General features: G+C 64.9%; 12 protein-coding genes. 10 read left to right on the top strand and 2 right to left on the bottom strand.

From position 1 onward, the window contains the following. The first annotated feature begins 2 nt into the window (after nt 1-2). From NDI54_RS04355 to NDI54_RS04375, 5 genes are all read left to right on the top strand, one after another. Nucleotides 3-401, top strand: a complete 399-nt coding sequence (locus tag NDI54_RS04355; protein ID WP_310895255.1) for a diol dehydratase small subunit — start codon at nt 3-5, stop codon at nt 399-401. Nucleotides 402-482: 81 nt separating this feature from the next. After that, on the top strand, nt 483-2432 hold the full coding sequence (locus NDI54_RS04360; RefSeq protein WP_310895256.1) for an aldehyde ferredoxin oxidoreductase family protein: 1950 nt from the start codon (nt 483-485) through the stop codon (nt 2430-2432). A gap of 181 nt (nt 2433-2613) precedes the next feature. After that, nucleotides 2614-3429: a DUF7839 domain-containing protein gene (locus tag NDI54_RS04365; protein WP_310895257.1), complete on the top strand. Its 816-nt coding sequence runs from the start codon at nt 2614-2616 to the stop codon at nt 3427-3429. Next, nucleotides 3426-4385 carry a GHMP family kinase ATP-binding protein gene (locus tag NDI54_RS04370; protein ID WP_310895258.1) on the top strand — a complete coding sequence of 320 codons (960 nt, stop codon included), beginning with the start codon at nt 3426-3428 and terminating at the stop codon, nt 4383-4385. The genes NDI54_RS04365 and NDI54_RS04370 overlap by 4 nt, the downstream gene beginning before the upstream one ends. Before the next feature lie 46 nt (nt 4386-4431). Then, nucleotides 4432-4752 carry a hypothetical protein gene (locus NDI54_RS04375; protein ID WP_310895259.1) on the top strand — a complete coding sequence of 107 codons (321 nt, stop codon included), beginning with the start codon at nt 4432-4434 and terminating at the stop codon, nt 4750-4752. 945 nt (nt 4753-5697) lie between these two features. Here the strand turns inward: NDI54_RS04375 and NDI54_RS04380 are convergent. Continuing rightward, nucleotides 5698-6024, bottom strand: a complete 327-nt coding sequence (locus NDI54_RS04380; protein ID WP_310895260.1) for a hypothetical protein — start codon at nt 6022-6024, stop codon at nt 5698-5700. Nucleotides 6025-6113: 89 nt separating this feature from the next. Here NDI54_RS04380 and malA point away from each other — a divergent pair, with 89 nt between their 5' ends. The 4 genes from malA (at nt 6114) to NDI54_RS04400 (ending at nt 14215) form a co-directional block, all read left to right on the top strand. Continuing rightward, on the top strand, nt 6114-8102 hold the full coding sequence (gene malA, locus NDI54_RS04385; RefSeq protein WP_310895261.1) for an alpha-amylase MalA: 1989 nt from the start codon (nt 6114-6116) through the stop codon (nt 8100-8102). A 122-nt stretch (nt 8103-8224) separates the two neighbouring features. Beyond that, entirely contained in the window at nt 8225-12760 is a 4536-nt protein-coding gene (locus NDI54_RS04390; protein WP_310895262.1) for a glycoside hydrolase family 15 protein, read from the top strand. 51 nt (nt 12761-12811) lie between these two features. Beyond that, nucleotides 12812-13756 (top strand): NDP-sugar synthase, encoded by a 945-nt coding sequence (locus NDI54_RS04395; RefSeq protein ID WP_310895263.1) that lies wholly within the window; start codon nt 12812-12814, stop codon nt 13754-13756. Between the two features lie 129 nt (nt 13757-13885). Further along, a complete protein-coding gene (locus NDI54_RS04400; RefSeq protein WP_310895264.1) occupies nt 13886-14215 on the top strand; it encodes a DUF7510 family protein in 330 nt (109 codons plus the stop codon). Nucleotides 14216-14227: 12 nt separating this feature from the next. On the opposite strand, the gene NDI54_RS04405 is transcribed toward NDI54_RS04400, so the two are convergent. After that, a complete protein-coding gene (locus tag NDI54_RS04405; protein ID WP_310895265.1) occupies nt 14228-15283 on the bottom strand; it encodes a glycosyltransferase family 4 protein in 1056 nt (351 codons plus the stop codon). Between the two features lie 114 nt (nt 15284-15397). On the opposite strand from NDI54_RS04405, the gene malQ reads away from it, so the two are divergent. Next, complete coding sequence (gene malQ / locus NDI54_RS04410; RefSeq protein ID WP_406600169.1) at nt 15398-16909, top strand: 4-alpha-glucanotransferase; 1512 nt, start codon at nt 15398-15400, stop codon at nt 16907-16909. Nucleotides 16910-16911: the final 2 nt, after the last annotated feature.

The following is a 16911-nucleotide window of genomic DNA, read 5'->3' on the forward strand; positions in this document are numbered from 1 at the left end:
CAATGAGCGACGACATTCACTACCCACTGGCCGACAACCCGGACGACGTCGAAACGCCCGAGGGAACGAAGCTCTCGGAGATCACATTGGAGAAAGTCGTCGAGGGCGAGATCGACGGCGAAGAGCTCGTCATTTCCCCCGAGACGCTGGAGAAGCAGGCACAGATCGCCGAGCAGGAGGGGCGACCGCAGGTCGCACGGAACTTCCGGCGCGCAGCCGAACTGACCGAAGTCCCCGACGACCGCATCCTCGAAATATATAACGCGCTCCGGCCCAGCGGGGCTGACAAAGAGACGCTACAGGAGATCGCTGACGAACTGGAAAACGAGTACGGTGCGGAGATAAACGCCGAACACGTCCGTGAAGCCGCCGAAGTGTACGAGGAGCGTGGCCTGGTCTGAAACCGCGCTCCGTCGGTAGCGGCACCGCACCGATAATCTCTAAGAGGATTCAGTTATAATGCCAAAACGGGACATACTAGCATGACTGCCCTTGGTGGCTTCCACGATCACGTGGCGCGTATCGACCTCGGAGAGGGCCACGTCGCTTACGAGAGCATCGACGAGGAGGACGCGAGAAAATACATTGGGGCACGCGGATTGGGCGTAAAGTACGTCTTCGATCAGGGACCGGACGTGGACCCGCTGGGGCCGGAGAACCTGCTGGCGTTCATGAACGGACCGCTGACAGGGACGCAGGTGACGATGAGCGGTCGCATCGCCATCTGTACGAAATCCCCGCTGACGGGCACCGTCACAGATTCCCACCACGGCGGCTGGTCGGGCGCGCGGCTCAAGTGGTCGGGCTTCGACGGGCTCCTGTTCGAGGGCCAGGCTGACGACCCCGTCTACGCGTACGTTGAGGACGGCGAAGTCGAACTGCGGGACGCCTCGCACCTCTGGGGCCAGGGCGTCCACGAAACGGTCGACGACCTCGAAGACGAGATCAAGGAGGGCACGCTCGGCAGGAACCTCTCGGTGATGGCCATCGGCCAGGCCGGCGAGAACGAGGTGAAATACGCCTGCGTCGTCAACGAGGACGACCGCGCGTCGGGCCGCGGCGGCACCGGCTGCGTGATGGGCAACAAGAACCTCAAGGCCGTCGTCGTGAAAGCGGGGACGAACATGCCCAGGCCCGAGGACCAGGAGACGTTCCAGGAGGGCCACAAGCAGGCGATGCAGGTCATCCAGGAGTCCGACGTGACCGCGCCCAACGAGGGCGGTCTTTCGATGTACGGCACGAACGTCCTGATGAACGTCACCGAGGAGATGGACGGCCTCCCGACGAAAAACGGTCGCTACTCCTCGACGCGGTCGATGTCCGACGCCGAGGGCGACGGCGAACGCATCATCGACTCCGAGGACGTTTCCGGTGAGAACGTCCGGGAGAACATTCTGGTCGACGAGCCGACCTGTCACTCCTGTCCGGTCGCCTGCAAGAAGGAAGTCGAAGTCCAGACGATGCACAAGGGCGAGGAGCTGAACGTCCGGATGGAGTCCTACGAGTACGAGTCCGCCTGGGCGCTGGGGCCGAACTCCGCCCACGCCGAGCGGGACAAGATCGCCGTGATGATAGACCGCTGTAACGACTACGGGATGGACACCATCGAGGCGGGCAACATGATGGCCCAGGCGATGGAGCTGACGGACGAAGGCAAGCTCGACGACCTGGGCGAGGGCATCGAGTGGGGCGACGCCGACGAGATGATCGACATGTTCGGTAAGATCGCCCGCCGCGAGACGGACCTGTCCGACCACATGGCCGAAGGGCAGGCACACCTCGCCGAAGCGTTCGGCGACGCGACGACGGACACGCTCACGGTCAAAAACCAGTCCATCCCCGCCTACGACCCGCGGTGCATGAAGGGGATGGCGATCGGCTATGCGACTTCGAACCGCGGCGCGTGTCACCTGCGCGGGTACACGCCGGCGGCTGAGATTCTGGGTATTCCAGAGAAGGTCGACCCGCGCGAGTGGGAGGGGAAAGGTGAACTGTGCGCCACCTTCCAGGACCTACACGCCATCAGCGACTCCTTCGACATCTGCAAGTTCAACGCCTTCGCGGAGGGTATCGAGGAGTACGTCCTGCAGTACAACGGCATGACCGGCCGCGATGTCTCCGAGGAGGAACTGATGGAATCCGGCGAGCGCATCTACAACCTCGAACGCTACTACAACAACCTCGCCGGCTTCGACGGGGCCGACGACGACCTGCCGTCGCGCTTCGTTGCGGGCAACGAACACGCCGTCCCGGCACAGGGCGGCTCCGAGGGCGAACTCGCCGAACTCGACGAGCTGAAAGGCGAGTACTACGAGGTCCGCGGCTGGGAGGACGGGGTCGTCACCGAGGAGAAACTCGACGAGCTCGGTATCGACATCGGTCCCGGAACCGGCGTCAGCTCCGGCGGCGCGGCGGCCCCGAGCGACGACTGAGTTGTTTCCACGCCGGTTCCACGCCTCGGTTTACCGGGCTTCGGTACACGGGCGTGCCCACCGGACCAGTCGTTGAAAAGCGCGTGCTCGTTCCACCGAAATTGTCCCCGGACGCAAACGCTTTTTACACTGTACCGGAATATGACAACTGTAGTTGTGTTCGGAGGAACATAGCACGACAATGGTCGCAGACCCAGGTATCCGACAGGAGCCCAGTATTTTCGAGAACAAACGGAGCGCGACGCGCTTTCAAATCCTGCTCCAGATCGTCGAACACCAGCCGGCGATCAACCAACAGGAGATCGCCGACCGCGTCGGGCTCACGCCCCAGGCCATCAGCGACTACCTCAGGGAACTCGAAACACAGGACCACGTCAACCGACGCGGTCGCGGCCGCTACGAGGTGACGAAGCACGGGGTGGACTGGCTCATCTCACAGACCGAGGAGCTGCAGTCGCTCGTTGAGTACGTGAACCGGGAGATTCTCGGTGAGGTCGAAGTCGAGGCCGCCATCGCGACCGACCGGATCGACGAAGGCGATCCCGTCGGCCTCTCGATGCACGAGGGTACGCTCCACGCATCACCGGAGACCGTCGGGTCCGCGACGGCGGTCGCGGTCAACAGCGCCGCGCCACAGCGAGCGGTCGGCGTCACGAACGTCCAGGGAATGCTGGAGTATCAGCCCGGAACGGTCGAAGTGGTCGCCGTCCCGGACGTTCAGTCCGGCGGGTGCGACCACCTCTCGCCGTCGCAACTCGCCGCCAGAGCCGCGGCGTACGACTGTCTCGCCGTCGCTGGGACCGAAGCGCTCGTTGCGGCCCGTGTGGCCGGACTCGACCCGGACCTCCGCTTCGGCGTCCCTACGGGGGTCAGGGAAGCCGCGATGGGCGGCCTCGGCGTGTTCGTGCTCGCTACCGAGGACGAACTGACGCCGCTGGTCGAACAGCTCCGGCAAGCCGACATCAGCTACGAACTTCTGGACGCGACGGAGCTATGAAGGCGACCGCGCGGGCCCATCCGATTCAGGGGCTCATCAAGTACCACGGGCTCCGAGACGAGGCGCTGAACATTCCGTATCACGACTCCATCTCGATGTGTACCGCCCCGTCGAAGACTGAGACGACCGTCGAGTTTGGCTACGAGACGGACACGTGCCTGGTCAACGGCGAACCTATCGACGAGGAGGGAGCCGACCGCGTCCGGACCGTCCTCGACCGGGTCCGGCGACGCGCCGGCATCGACAGTGGGGCACGAGTCGTCTCGCGGAACACGTTCGCGTCGAACGTCGGCCTCGGCGCGTCCGCGTCGGCCTTCGCGGCCCTCGCCGTCGCGGCGGCGAACGCTGCGGACCTTGACCTCTCCCGGCGAGAGCTGTCGGTCCTCGCCCGCCACGGCGCGCCGTCAGCCGCGCGGAGCGTCACCGGCGGTTTCTCCCGTCTCGGGGCGAGCACGACGGACGAACAGTGTGCCGGGTCCCGAATCGACGCCGGGTTCGATGCGGAGATCCGCACCGTCGTGGGTCTGGTCCCGGAGCACAAACACACCTCGCACGCACACGAGCAAGCGCCGGAATCACACCTGTTCGACAGTCGGCTCGCGTACATCCACGACGCGCTGGCCGACATGCAGGCGGCCATTAGCACGGGCGATTTCGACGCGGCGTTCGGCTTGGCCGAGCAGGACTCGATCAGCCTCCTAGCCGTGACGATGACCGGCCCCGAGAACTGGTTCTACTGGCAGCCCGAGACCGTCCAGCTCTGGAACGTCGCGACCCGTCTCAGAGCCGATGGGGTTCCCGTGTACTTCTCGGCGGACACCGGCGCGACGGCGTACCTGAACACGACCTCCGACCACGCCGAGCGCATCGCAGGCGAGGTCGAATCGCTCGGCCTTGAGTCGATGGTCTGGCGCGTCGGCGGGCCGGCGCGGTGTATCGACGACCACCTGTTCTGAGGCCGGCGGGCAAACATCTAAGACACGGATTCGCGTATTGCGGCGTATGACCGACACAGACGCGGACCCCGGCAGGGGTCGGGAACACATCGAGGTGCTCAGGGAGACGGTTGACCGCAACCGGGACCGCGACTGGGCGGACTACCGCGAGCGGTTCTCCTTCACAGTCGTGGACGACGGCACGGTACTGCTCTCACCGGCCGATGCGGCTGCGGAGACGGAGTCCGCCGTCGAGCGGGAAGTGACCCACAGAGTCACTATTGACGGCGGATCCGCCGTCGACTGCAACTGCCACGTCGCTCAGCGGCCATTCGACCGGCGGGCCTGTCGACACATGCGCGCGGTCGATGCGCATCCGCGGCTGTGACACCGTATTTCTGATTTTGACGCCCGTAACAGCGTGTCAGCGATCGGCGAGGTCACCGGGGACAGAGATTCAGATTTCGCCCGCAACCTCCCCGAGCGTCTCTTTCTTTACTGATCGGGTTCGTACGGAGACACTCTCTTTTTCGTCTCAGAGAGTGACAAATACGTCGAAGGTAAACATGATTAATTATGTAATATGGAGGAGTACGGGAAGATTCCCTGTTTTGCCAGAACAATAGGCTGATACACCGGTGTAACCGCCGACGCTATCGGACTGTTTCCAACTAATTATACATTTATCAGTGTTTTTAACCCCGGAGACCCGGGAAGAGTGGCTTGATAGCCGGCTACTGGGGGTAGCGACCACGCAATCGAAGACGAATAATAGCCGTACGACTGTTATCCGGGTCGAGATGCTGACGCGGCGCGGTTTGCCGCGTACCGATCTGTGACCGAGTGCTACCATCACCAGGCGGTAAAACTGTACCAACAGTTTGGTCGCCGCCAACAGTTTGGTATTTAGACCAAGATCTTGCGACGGTATCCGGTGGGAGACAGTACTGTTTCGGATACTCCGCGCTACCGTCCGTCGGTTTTACGCGGGTCCGGTTCGCAACCGCGGTCGCTGGACCTACCACCGTACACGGACAAGCAATCGACATATGCGCGTACAATATCGAATAAAAGACTCAAATATTGAAAGTAAAGTACATAAAACTCAAATATACATCTATATATTTTATATCTACACTCAAAATAGAGAATATATACCAATACTTCCGAAATAGTACATAGAGTGGTTCTATACACATCTATAGCTACCTACACTGGGTTCGTATGCGAATATTTGGGGTGACGAATACTGCGTCCGGCGAGGGGCCTCCGCCTACTCTAGTTGCCGATACTATCCACGGAACCGTCCGTGAGGGGTGGGAAGTCACCGGTATCACAGGGACACAGCGAGTATGACGAAGTACGTCCCGAGCCCCCAGCACGCCGCAGCGACGACAGCGGGTCCAAGGAACGCTGTGAGTCCGACCGCACCCACCAGAAGCGCGGCCGCCGCACCCGTCCGCACCCCGCGGCGGTCCCACAGCGACGCGATCGGTGTGTCGAGGACGAACAGCGCTTCGACGGCCAGCGCGCCGGCCACCCCGACGGCGGCGACAGCGACAGACCAGAGGGCGTCGAGTGCCCCGACCAGACTCAGATACCCGACCAGAGCCACTCCACAGAGCAGTGCAACCCCGGCGTCACGTCGGCAATCGGGCACAGAGACGGTACAGGCTGCGGCCGGAAAGCGATACTGGCGACGGTCCCGGATACCCCAAGTACAAAGACACTGTCAGTCGCAGTGAAACTATGCACCATCCTGGACCGCCGCGGTTCGTGGCGACGGGGGACGAGGTCGAACTCGCGCCCCGGGACCCGGATCCGTCGGCGACCTACACATGGCGGCTCACGCGGGCACCGGTACGCTCAACGGCATCACTCGGGGACGACCCGGTCGAACATCTCGTCCCCGACGCGCCGGGCAGATACGTCGTCCGCCTCAGTGCGCCCGACGGCGAGCACGATCTCACCGTCCGCGCGTTTCCCGGCGATCTCCACTCGAGCGGGGGATACACGTCCGGCCGCTCGGGCGGTCGAAGCGGCGGCGTCTCCGGCGGCCAGAGCGGTCCCGGCCGAAGCGGCAGCGGCGAGTACACACAGGCAGGAGACGACACTGGCGGCGGCGGCCGGCCGCGCCTGTCACTGCGGCCGGCCATCGAGGGCGACGAGGCCGTCGTCCGCGCGGACTGCAGCTCCCATCCCGAGGGGAGCGAGACAGCCGCCGACCTCGCCGTCGAGTTCCTGCTGGATGACCGAGACGACATCGACAAGGACGCGGTGACCCGGGAGGGGGCGACACTTCGGATTCCGCTGGACGCGCTGCCTGAGCGCGCCCGAATTCACGGCGTCGCGGTCGGTGAATACGGTTACAGCGTGCCCGATGCCGTGGAGTTCACGCGCACCGCGGACGGCGTCGAGACGGTGGCCAGCGGTGCGGGCGTCGCGGCCAGGCGACCGTACGTCGCGCCGTCGTGGGCCGAGGACTCGACCATCTACGAGATATACGTCCGCACCTTCGCCGGCGATAGCGACGAATCGCCCTTCGATGCGATCATCGACCGCCTGGACTATCTCGACTCGCTCGGCGTCGATGTCATCTGGCTCACGCCAGTGCTCCAGAACGACCACGCGCCCCACGGCTACAACATCACGGACTTCTTCGAGATCGCGTCTGATCTGGGCACCCGCGCGGACTACGAACGGTTCGTCGAAGCGGCCCACGACCGCGGATTCAAGGTGCTGTTCGACCTGGTGTGTAACCACTCGGCGCGGACCCACCCGTACTTCGAGTCCGCCGTCGACAACCCCGAGAGCGAGTATCGGGACTGGTACGCGTGGCGCAGCGACACCGAACCGGAGACGTACTTCGAGTGGGAGCACATCGCGAACTTCGACTTCGACCACCTGCCGGTCCGCCGGCACCTACTCGATGCGGTCGCACAGTGGGCCGAACTGGTCGACGGGTTCCGGTGTGACATGGCCTGGGCCGTCCCGAACGGCTTCTGGCGCGAGATCCACGACTACTGCAAGGACCGCGACAGCGAGTTCCTGCTGCTGGACGAGACCATCCCGTACATCCCCGATTTCCAGGCCGGGCTGTTCGATATGCACTTCGACTCGACGACCTACGCCGCGCTCCGGCAGGTGGGCGGCGGCAGCGACGCCGAGGCCGTCCTCGACGCCATCGAGGGGCGAGCGGAAATCGGGTTCCCGGACCACGCGTCGTTCATGCTGTACGCGGAGAACCACGACGAGACGCGGTACATCGTCGACTACGGGCGCGAGGCCGCAGAGGCCGCCGCGGGCGCGCTGTTCACGCTCCCGGGCGCACCGCTGCTGTACGCCGGCCAGGAGTTCGGCCAGCGCGGGCGGCGCGACGATCTTGCGTGGGACCACGCCGACGAAACGCTCCAGTCGTTCGTCGGCGACCTCTCGGCGGTCAGACACGACCAGCCGGCGCTGTCGGCCGAGGCGGACCTCGTCCGCATCCCATACGAGGTCCGAGACGGGCCGTCCGACCGCGTCGTCGCGTACGCGCGGACGACCGAGGACGACGCGGCCGTCGTAGTGCTCAACTTCGGCAGCGAGCCGACGACCGTCGGGTTGCCAATCGAGACCGACGAGACTGATCTCGTTTCCGGCGACCACCGCGGGGCTGGCGGTGACAGCGATGGGACCGCCGTCACGGTCGACAGCGTCGCCGTCTTCCCGGCCGGCAGTAGCGACCTGCGTCAGTAGTCCCAGGGGAACTGCGTCGGCCCGGCGACGCTACTCTCTCTGGCTATCTAGTCAATACGACGAGATATCACTAATTTGTACGAACCACAGGAGTTTATAGAGATTGGTCTACTTTGATAGGTATGCGGCTTTCGACAGCGCTTAACGAGTACAAGCGGGCTCGTCATGAGCGCTTTCCAGAGGAACGACGGACTGTTTCAGGCTCTTTCTCCGGGCACGGTGATCGCCTCGTACACGTCGGTGAGGACGGTACGCTGAAGGACTATTCCGATTCACTGTCCGGGCTCTCCGGTATCGACCGCTCCCGACTCGGCGTGATGTTCGGGGACGAGACACGGTGGTTCAGCGACCTGGAGACGATCAGACAGCACTACTATCGCGAGACCCGACTCGTCGAGACCGAGTACGACGCGGGGTCGTTTACGGTCCACCAGTACGACCTGACGCTGGGGCGGGCACACGTCACACATGTGGCCATGCGCGGGGCCGTGCCACAGGATGCCAAGCTTGTGGCGTTCGTCACGCTGGCCCCCGAAGGCAGCGACAGCGGCATCGGCTCGCTGATCCACGAGGACGCCGGCCCCAGCGGTTCTCGCGTCCTGGAGGTGTACCACCGACGGGAGCACGATTACCTCGCGTCGTCGACCGGGCTGGACGCCGTCGCCGGGCAGCGACCGGAGCGCCTCGCGGAGATCCTCGGTGACAACCCGGTGCCGTTCCCGCGGTCGGAACCGGTCGAGCGCCGCGACCAGACGCGGCTCACCGGCGACTTCCTCGTGACCGCACCGCTGGACCGGTCCGGGCGCAGCAAGGACACGACGCTCGTCAGCCAGCTCTCGAACCACGACGAGGTCGACCGGGAGACGGCGCTGCTGGATCTCGCCGACTGCGTGACTGAGCATACGACTTCCGACGACCTTCGGCAGGCCGGGCGCGAACGGACGCGCATCGACGTAACTGAATCCATGCCGCGTTCGGATTCGATACGGATGGACCTGCGGGTGCTTGACCTGCTGTCCTCGCCGACCGGTGGCCGGATCGCCGCCCCGGAGTTCGACCCCTTTTACTCGAACTCCGGCGGCTACGGCTACGTCTGGTTCCGTGACGACGCCTCCGTCTCCCGGCACTTGCTCGAAGCCGGCGACCGGCTGGACATCGACACCCGGGAGATGCTGACCGAGAGCGCGCAGTTCCTGTGTGACAGCCAGCTCTCGGACGGACGCTGGCCCCACCGCGTCTGGGCCGACAGCGGGGCTATTGCGCCGGGCTGGGCCAACGCCAGGGTGGAACACAACGCCGAATCACCGGAGTATCAGGCCGACCAGACCGCGACCGTCACCGCGTTCCTCGCGACGCTGCTACGAACACATCGCAGCGAGCTGGGCACCGACCTGACGGCGACAGTTCGGGACACTATCGAGGCGGCCGTGGACACGCTCATTGAGGATATCGCGGCCAACGACCTGCCCGAGCCGTGCCAGAACGTCTGGGAGGACTCCATCGGCCAGTTCACGCACACGACCGCGACGTTCATTGAGGCCTTCGCCACGGTGGCGCGCGCGCCGATGGGTGGGGCAGTCAGCGAGCGATGCCTGACGGCGGCCGACCGGCTGCTCGACGGCCTCGACACGCTCTGGGACGAAGATTTGGGCGTGTACGTGATGGGGCTGACCAACGGGACGCCCGATCACCGCATCGACGCCGCGGCGCTCCATCTCGCCGCCGCGTTGCAGGCCTACGACAGTATCGAGTCGACGACGCTTCCCGACCAGCAGGTGATTCGCCTGGCCGACCACGTGAGTACGACGCTGGATACGCTGTTCCGGAACCCCACCGAGAGTACGGTCGCGGGACTGGCCCGCTACGAGGGCGACCGCTGGCGGACCGGTCACCAGGACAGCGAGAAGATCTGGACCGTCACGACGGCAATGGGAACCCTCGCCGCCGCGCGCGTGGGCGACATGCTGAACGACCGCGACGGGAGCGGCGACGCCTACCTCGACCGGGCGAGCGACCTCTACGAACTGCTGGCCGACGACGGCCCGCTCACCACCGACGCCGGCTACCTCGCCGAACAGGCCTTCGACGACGGCGACCTCGACAGCGCGTCGCCGCTGGGCTGGTCACACGCGCTGCGGCTCCACGCGACCGCGCGCCTGGGTGAGCTGAATGCGTTGCCGACGACATCGGCCGGCACCGAGGGGCCGAGCGAGCGTCCGACCTGGACGACCGGAGAGAAGTACGGCATCGGCACCGTCGCCGACCACGACGAACCGGACCCCTCGCGCGTCTGGTTCACGCTCACTGAGGGCGCACTGACGGAGGCCCGCTACCCGCAGGTCGACCTGATGAACCTGCGGACGCTGGATTTCCTGGTCCGGTGTACGGACGAGACGGATTATGCTGTCCGGACCCACCGGGAGAACCGCCGGACCGACGACACCGTCAGGCGTCGCGTTGTCCCGGTCGACGACGAGGCGCTACTCTATCGACACGTCTTCACCGAGACCGGCGACGGGCGGGGCCACGAGTGGACGCTGACCGTCGACTACGCGACCGACCCCGAACACGACGCCATCGTCGCCGACGTGTCGTTCAACGCCGCGGACGGCAAGTCCTACGACGTGTTCTCCGTCGCCGACATCGCGCTCACCAGTACGGTCACTCAGGACCGAGCGATCAGATACGGCCAGCCCGGGAGCTACCACCTCGTCGGCCGGAACCCCAACGCCTACACTGACCAGACTGACAACGACCTGCTCGTCGACGAGAACGGCGACGCCTACTCTATCGCCGTGGCGATGGCCGCAGCCGGACGCTTCGACTGGGCCACCGTCGGTGCGGCCGGCAGTGACCGCCTCGACGGGCTGTACTCCGATGGCGACCTCCCGGCTCCCGTCGAATCCATCGACGGGACGAACCTCGTCCTCATCGGGCGGCTTGACTCGGGGACCAGAGTCAGCGACACGGTCGCGCTCGGCTTCGCGCGGCAGGCCGACACCGCCGCCGCGCTGGGCGAGGCCGACGGCGCACTCGACCGCGGCTACGAGACGGTCAGCGCCGAGTACGCCGATAGCTGGGACGACTTCCTCTCGGACAAGCAGCTTCCGGACTCGGTCGCCGACGACGGGGAACTGGCGAACCAGTACAGAACCGCGCTGATGACGCTGCTGGCCGTCGAGGACAAGACCTACCACGGCGCGTCCATCGCCTCGCCGTCCGTGCCGTGGGGCGAGGCCGTCCACGCCGAGCAACCCAAGGGCTACGGCTACAACTTCGTCTGGTCTCGGGACCTCTATCAGGTGTTCAGCGTGTTCGACGCCATCGGGTCGCTGGACATCGCGGCCGACCAGCTCGAATACATCTACGAGCACCAGCAGGACGACGCGGGCTTCATCCCGCAGAACACCTACGTCAACGGGACGACCCGCTGGGGCGGCGAGCAGATGGACAACATCTCGTTCCCGCAGGTGATGGCCTACCGCCTCGCCGAGAGCGGTGTCGACTTCGCCGACGTTGACTACAGCTACGAGAACGTCCGGCGGTCGGCCGAGTACGTTGTCCGCCACGGCCCCGAAACAGCCCAGGAGCGCTGGGAAGAGGAAGCCGGCTTCTCGCCCTCTTCGATTGCGACGGAAATCGCCGGCCTCGCGTGTGCGGCCAAGCTCGCGCTCGACACCGGCCACGAGGCCGACGCGCTCGTCTGGCTCGCGCTCGCCGACCACTGGGCCAACAACGTTGAGGCCTGGACCGCGACCGAGACCGGGACTGAGCGCCACACCAACACCCCATACTATACGCGGGTCACGTTCGATGGCAACCCAGAGGCGGGCCACCTTCGGACGCTGGCCAACGACGGCCCGACGCTGGACGAGCGCAACATCATCGACGGCGGCTTCCTCGAACTCGTCCGACTGGGTATCAAGCCCGACGACGACGAGGCCATCCGGAACTCGCTCGTCGAGGTCGACGACACGATCAGCGTCGACACGGAGTACGCCCCGGGATTCTACCGGTACAACGGCGACGGCTACGGCGAACGCGGCCGGGACGACCAGGGCGCGCCGTGGTCGGTCGAACACAAGGGGAAGGGCCGTCTCTGGCCGCTGCTCACTGGCGAGCGCGGCGAGTACGAACTGCACCGCGACGACCCGGACATCGAGCCCGAGAGCTGCCTCCGGATGATGCAGGACGTGGCGAACTCGGGGCGGATGATCGCCGAGCAGATCTGGGACCGCGGGCACGCGACAGACTACGACTGGGAGTTCGCCGAGGGGACCGGCTCGGCGACGCCGCTGGCGTGGTCGATGGCCCAGTACGTCCGGCTGGCACATGGCATCAGCGCCGGTGAACCCGTCGAAACGCCCGCGTTCGTCGACGAGCGCTACCGCGAACAACGCGCCCACACGCCCGACCGTAGCCCGGCACTGCGCGTCGACACGCAGTTCCGTGGGAACGAACTGGTCGTCTCCGGCGAGACGACCGGCGTCCGCGTCGTCGTCAAGACCCCCGCCGATATCACGTATCTCACCGTCGATGACCGGGAGTTCGAGGTCACGGTCGATGTCGACCCCGGCGAGAACCAGGTGATCGTCGCCGCGGCGGACGACGCAGACCTGGTCACTGCCGGGACGACCGTCTGGCAACTCAACCTGTAGAACCGCTTATAAGTGAATAGCACTTTATAACTTGGGTCTGTCTGGGGAGATATGGATGCGATAGTGCTAGCCGGAGGCTACGCGACACGCTTGTGGCCGATCACGCGCCGTCGACCGAAGATGCTGTTGCCGGTCGGCGAGACGACTGTCATCGACGGGGTTCTCCAGTCGCTAGAGGAGGACGACCGGGTCGGGACGACCTATCTGAGTACCAACGAGGCCTTCGCCGCTGATTTCGAGGCCCACATCGACGAGATGGGATACGAGTCGGTCCAGCTCTCCGTCGAGAGCACAGAGGACGAAGACGAGAAGTTCGGCGTGGTCGGCGCGCTCGCGCAACTCATCGACCGCGAGGGTATCGACGACGACCTGTTCGTCATCGGCGGGGACAACCTCATCGGCTTCGACCCCTCGGAGTTCCTCGACTTCTTCGAGGAGCGCGACGGGGCCGCACTCGCTGCCTACGACGTGGGCTCCCGGGAGAAAGCCAAGTCCTACGGGCTCGTTGAACTCGACGGCGAGCGCGTCGTCGACTTCCAGGAGAAGCCCGAGCATCCAAAGAGCACGCTCGTTTCCATCGCCTGCTATGCCTTCCCGGCCGACTCGCTTCGCTTCGAGGAGTATCTTTCGGGCGATAACAACCCTGACGAACCGGGCTGGTACATGGACTGGCTGCAAGAGCAAGAGCCCGTGTACGCGTTCACCTTCGACGATGTCTGGTTCGATATCGGGACGCCGGAGTCGTACTTCGAGGCGGTCGAGTGGAAACTCAATGGCGGGTCGCTCATCCATCCGGATGCGACCGTCGAGAACGCCGAGATCGGCGACACCGTCCACGTGATGGCCGGTGCTGAGGTGACCGACAGCAGCCTCGACCGGACCATCGTCTTCCCGGAGTCCGAGGTCCACGACTGTGACCTCGACGAGACGATTCTCGGCGAGGACGTGGCCGTTGCGGGATTCGACATGTCGGGGTCGCTCATCATCAACCGCTGATGGCTCGGACACGTCGATCCACTGCTCGGGTACGGGATTCGGAGCGGCCCGCTGTCAGCCACCGGACCGCTGGCGAAGGACTAAGTGACACAGCGCCGTCTATTCGGCATGAGCAGGTCATCTGATAACATGTCACAGACCGAGACTGAGCCGGTCACGTTCGAGATGACGATCGACGACGGCCGGACCAGGATCGATGTCTCGGGGGACCGGGATACGGCCGTCATCGTCCGCTCGGCATCGGGCGAGAAGATATACCTGCCGCCAGAGGATTTCGACCGGCCGCCGGAGGACAGACAGACGCCCTACGACAGCCCCTACCAGTCGGCCGACGGGACCGCCGACAGCCCGTACCAGACGCGGACCGACACCACATCGGTGACCGGGCTGGAGCCCACCGCTGACGGCTATCTGATCGTCCATCCGGAACCGGTCACGGACGTTCGGTTTCTCCGATAGCGCGGCCGCGGGTCAGGCGTCGTCCAGGACCTTGTGGTAGAACTCCACGTGTTCCTCGGCGACTTCCGCCCAAGTTCGCACCTCGTACTCGATTGGCGTCGACAGCGACAGCGCGTGTTCGATACCGTCGGCGATCGAGTCCGAATCGGGCTCGACCTCGATGACGCAGTTCTCGTTGAGCAGCTCCGCGGCCCCGCTCTCGCAGGCGACGACGCGCGTTCCGACCGATAGCGCTTCGACGATTGTGATACCGAACGGCTCCGCCAGCGACGGCGAGACGAACAGGTCCGCGCTGTTGTAGTAGTCCCCGAGTTCCGACTGGGGGAGATATCCCGGGAAGTAGACCCGGTCCTCGATTCCCAGCAGCTCCGCGAACCGTTCGAGCTGTTCGGTGAGGTGGCCCGAACCGCCAAGCACCAGGCTGACGTTGTCCCGGTCGAGCTTCGAGAGCGCGTACAGGAGATACGAGAGCCCCTTCTGGTCCGTGTGTCTGCCGACGAAAAACAACATCTCCCCGTCGATGCCGAGTTCGGCCTTGATATCCCGGCCCGTCGGCTCCACCGACGAGAACCCGTTGTAGATGACCGACGAGTCGGCGTCGTACTGCTCGCGGATCCGTCGCTGTGTGAACTTGCTCACCGCGATGATGTGGTCCGAGCGGTTGGCGACCCGCTGTTCGGTTTCGACCTCTCGCTGTGGCGGCGTCACGTTCCGGTCCGCCGACAACGAGTGAAACGTCGAGAGCCACTCGACATCGTGGGACGACTTGGCCCGTGAACCGGGGTTGTATCCGAACCAGTCGTTCGTATGAATGATGTCGGCGTCGGCCGCCTCGTCGGCGAACTCTCCGGCCAGTCGGCCGATGCGGGTGATGATGTCGCCGTTGCCCGTCGGGACGCCGTGGATACCATCGCGGTCCGGCGGCGCGTACTCCGCGGGTAACACCAACTCGAACTCGATGTCATCTCTCGGTTCGAGCTGTTCGAACAGCTCTCCGATAGCGGTATCAAGTCCGCCGGTGATGTTGGGTGGGAACCCCCAGCCAAGCATCAGCACGTTCGGTGGCATCTGTAGTACTGGCTCTCCTGATAGCATCAAATGGATACAATATATATGTTTGCGTGTGCCGTTCTCCGGGTCCGCAAGCAGACGCGACAGCAGCCAACCCGCCCATTGAAATGCCTGTCAGGGCAACAGGTGCGTATGCAATTCCAACGACAGAGTGGCGTGTTTCTCCACCAAACGTCGCTCCCGGGGCCACACGGTATCGGCGACCTCGGTGCCGGCGCGCGGGCGTTCGTCGACTTCCTCGACCGAGCTGACCAGTCGCTGTGGCAGTTCTGTCCCCTCGGTCCCACGGCGAGTATCCACGGCAACTCCCCGTACCAGTCGTCGTCCGCCTTCGCCGGGAACCCGCTACTCATCGACCTCCGCGACCTCGTCGACCGCGGCTATCTCACAGCGGCCGATATTGAACCGCCGGGCGACCTCTCGCAACAGCACGTCAAGTACGACCGCGTGACCGAGTTCAAGACGGCCCGGCTCCGGGACGCGTACGCGAGCTTCGACGAGAATGCGAGCGAGACAGCGCAGCAGTCGTTCGCCGAGTTCTGCGAGCGCGAGGCCGGCTGGCTGGACGACTACGCGCTGTTTACCGCCCTGAAATCCGAGTTCGACGAGGCTGGCTGGATGGACTGGCCGGACGATATCAGAACGCGCGAGCCGGCCGCCATGGAGCGATACCGGGACGAACTGGCCGGCGACATCCGCTATCACAAGTTCGTCCAGTGGTGCTTCGACAGCCAGTGGCAGGCGCTGGCCGACTACGCAGCTGAGCGGGGGATCGGCCTCGTCGGCGACCTCCCGATCTACGTCGGCCTCGACTCGGCGGATGTCTGGGCGTATCCCGAGGTGTTCCGGCTCGACGACGACCACAACCCCGCGGAGGTGGCCGGCGTCCCGCCGAATCCCGGCGACGACGGCCAGCGCTGGGGCAACCCCGTCTACGACTGGGACGCGCTGCGCGAGAACGACTACGGCTGGTGGATCGACCGGTTCGAGCGGCTGTTCGATCTCATCGACATCGCCCGCATCGACCACTTCAAGGCCTTCGACGAGTTCTGGTCGATCCCGGCCGAGGCGGACGACCCGGCCGCCGGGCAGTGGCGCGACGGCCCCGGCGCGCACTTCTTCGAGACGGTCGAAGACAGGCTCGGCGAGTTGCCCTTCTTTGTCGAGGACCTGGGCTTTCTCGACGAGGGCATTGTCGCGTTGCGGGACCAGTTCGGCTTCCCAGGCATGCGCGTCCCGCAGTACGCCGACTGGTGCGAGGAAGGCCACATGTACCAGCCGATGCACTACCCGGAACAGTCCGTCGGCTACACGTCCACCCACGACACGGACACCATCGTCGGCTACTACCGTGACCTCTCGGACCGGCAACGGGACTGCCTCCACTACAACCTCGGTACCGACGGGAGCGAGATCACCTGGGATCTCATCGAAGCCGTCTGGAACTCCAACGCGGTCGTCGCGATGACGACCATGCAGGACCTGCTCGGCCTCGACAGCGACGCCCGGTTCAACGTTCCGGGCACGGCAACGGGCAACTGGCAGTGGCGGGTGACCGAAGACGGCCTCGACCCCGACGTTGCCGAGCGACTCCGACAGGTCACCGACAGAACGATCCGCTAATC

This window comes from Haloarcula terrestris, from assembly GCF_031624315.1.
Lineage (GTDB): Archaea > Halobacteriota > Halobacteria > Halobacteriales > Haloarculaceae > Haloarcula > Haloarcula terrestris.

What these genes read in the sequence shown, in the direction of transcription:
- NDI54_RS04355 (WP_310895255.1), top strand. Translation starts at nt 3, where the DNA reads ATGAGCGACGACATTCACTACCCACTGGCCGACAACCCGGACGACGTC.
- NDI54_RS04360 (WP_310895256.1), top strand. Translation starts at nt 483, where the DNA reads ATGACTGCCCTTGGTGGCTTCCACGATCACGTGGCGCGTATCGACCTC.
- NDI54_RS04365 (WP_310895257.1), top strand. Translation starts at nt 2,614, where the DNA reads ATGGTCGCAGACCCAGGTATCCGACAGGAGCCCAGTATTTTCGAGAAC.
- NDI54_RS04370 (WP_310895258.1), top strand. Translation starts at nt 3,426, where the DNA reads ATGAAGGCGACCGCGCGGGCCCATCCGATTCAGGGGCTCATCAAGTAC.
- NDI54_RS04375 (WP_310895259.1), top strand. Translation starts at nt 4,432, where the DNA reads ATGACCGACACAGACGCGGACCCCGGCAGGGGTCGGGAACACATCGAG.
- malA (WP_310895261.1), top strand. Translation starts at nt 6,114, where the DNA reads ATGCACCATCCTGGACCGCCGCGGTTCGTGGCGACGGGGGACGAGGTC.
- NDI54_RS04390 (WP_310895262.1), top strand. Translation starts at nt 8,225, where the DNA reads ATGCGGCTTTCGACAGCGCTTAACGAGTACAAGCGGGCTCGTCATGAG.
- NDI54_RS04395 (WP_310895263.1), top strand. Translation starts at nt 12,812, where the DNA reads ATGGATGCGATAGTGCTAGCCGGAGGCTACGCGACACGCTTGTGGCCG.
- NDI54_RS04400 (WP_310895264.1), top strand. Translation starts at nt 13,886, where the DNA reads ATGTCACAGACCGAGACTGAGCCGGTCACGTTCGAGATGACGATCGAC.
- NDI54_RS04405 (WP_310895265.1), bottom strand. Translation starts at nt 15,283, where the DNA reads ATGCCACCGAACGTGCTGATGCTTGGCTGGGGGTTCCCACCCAACATC.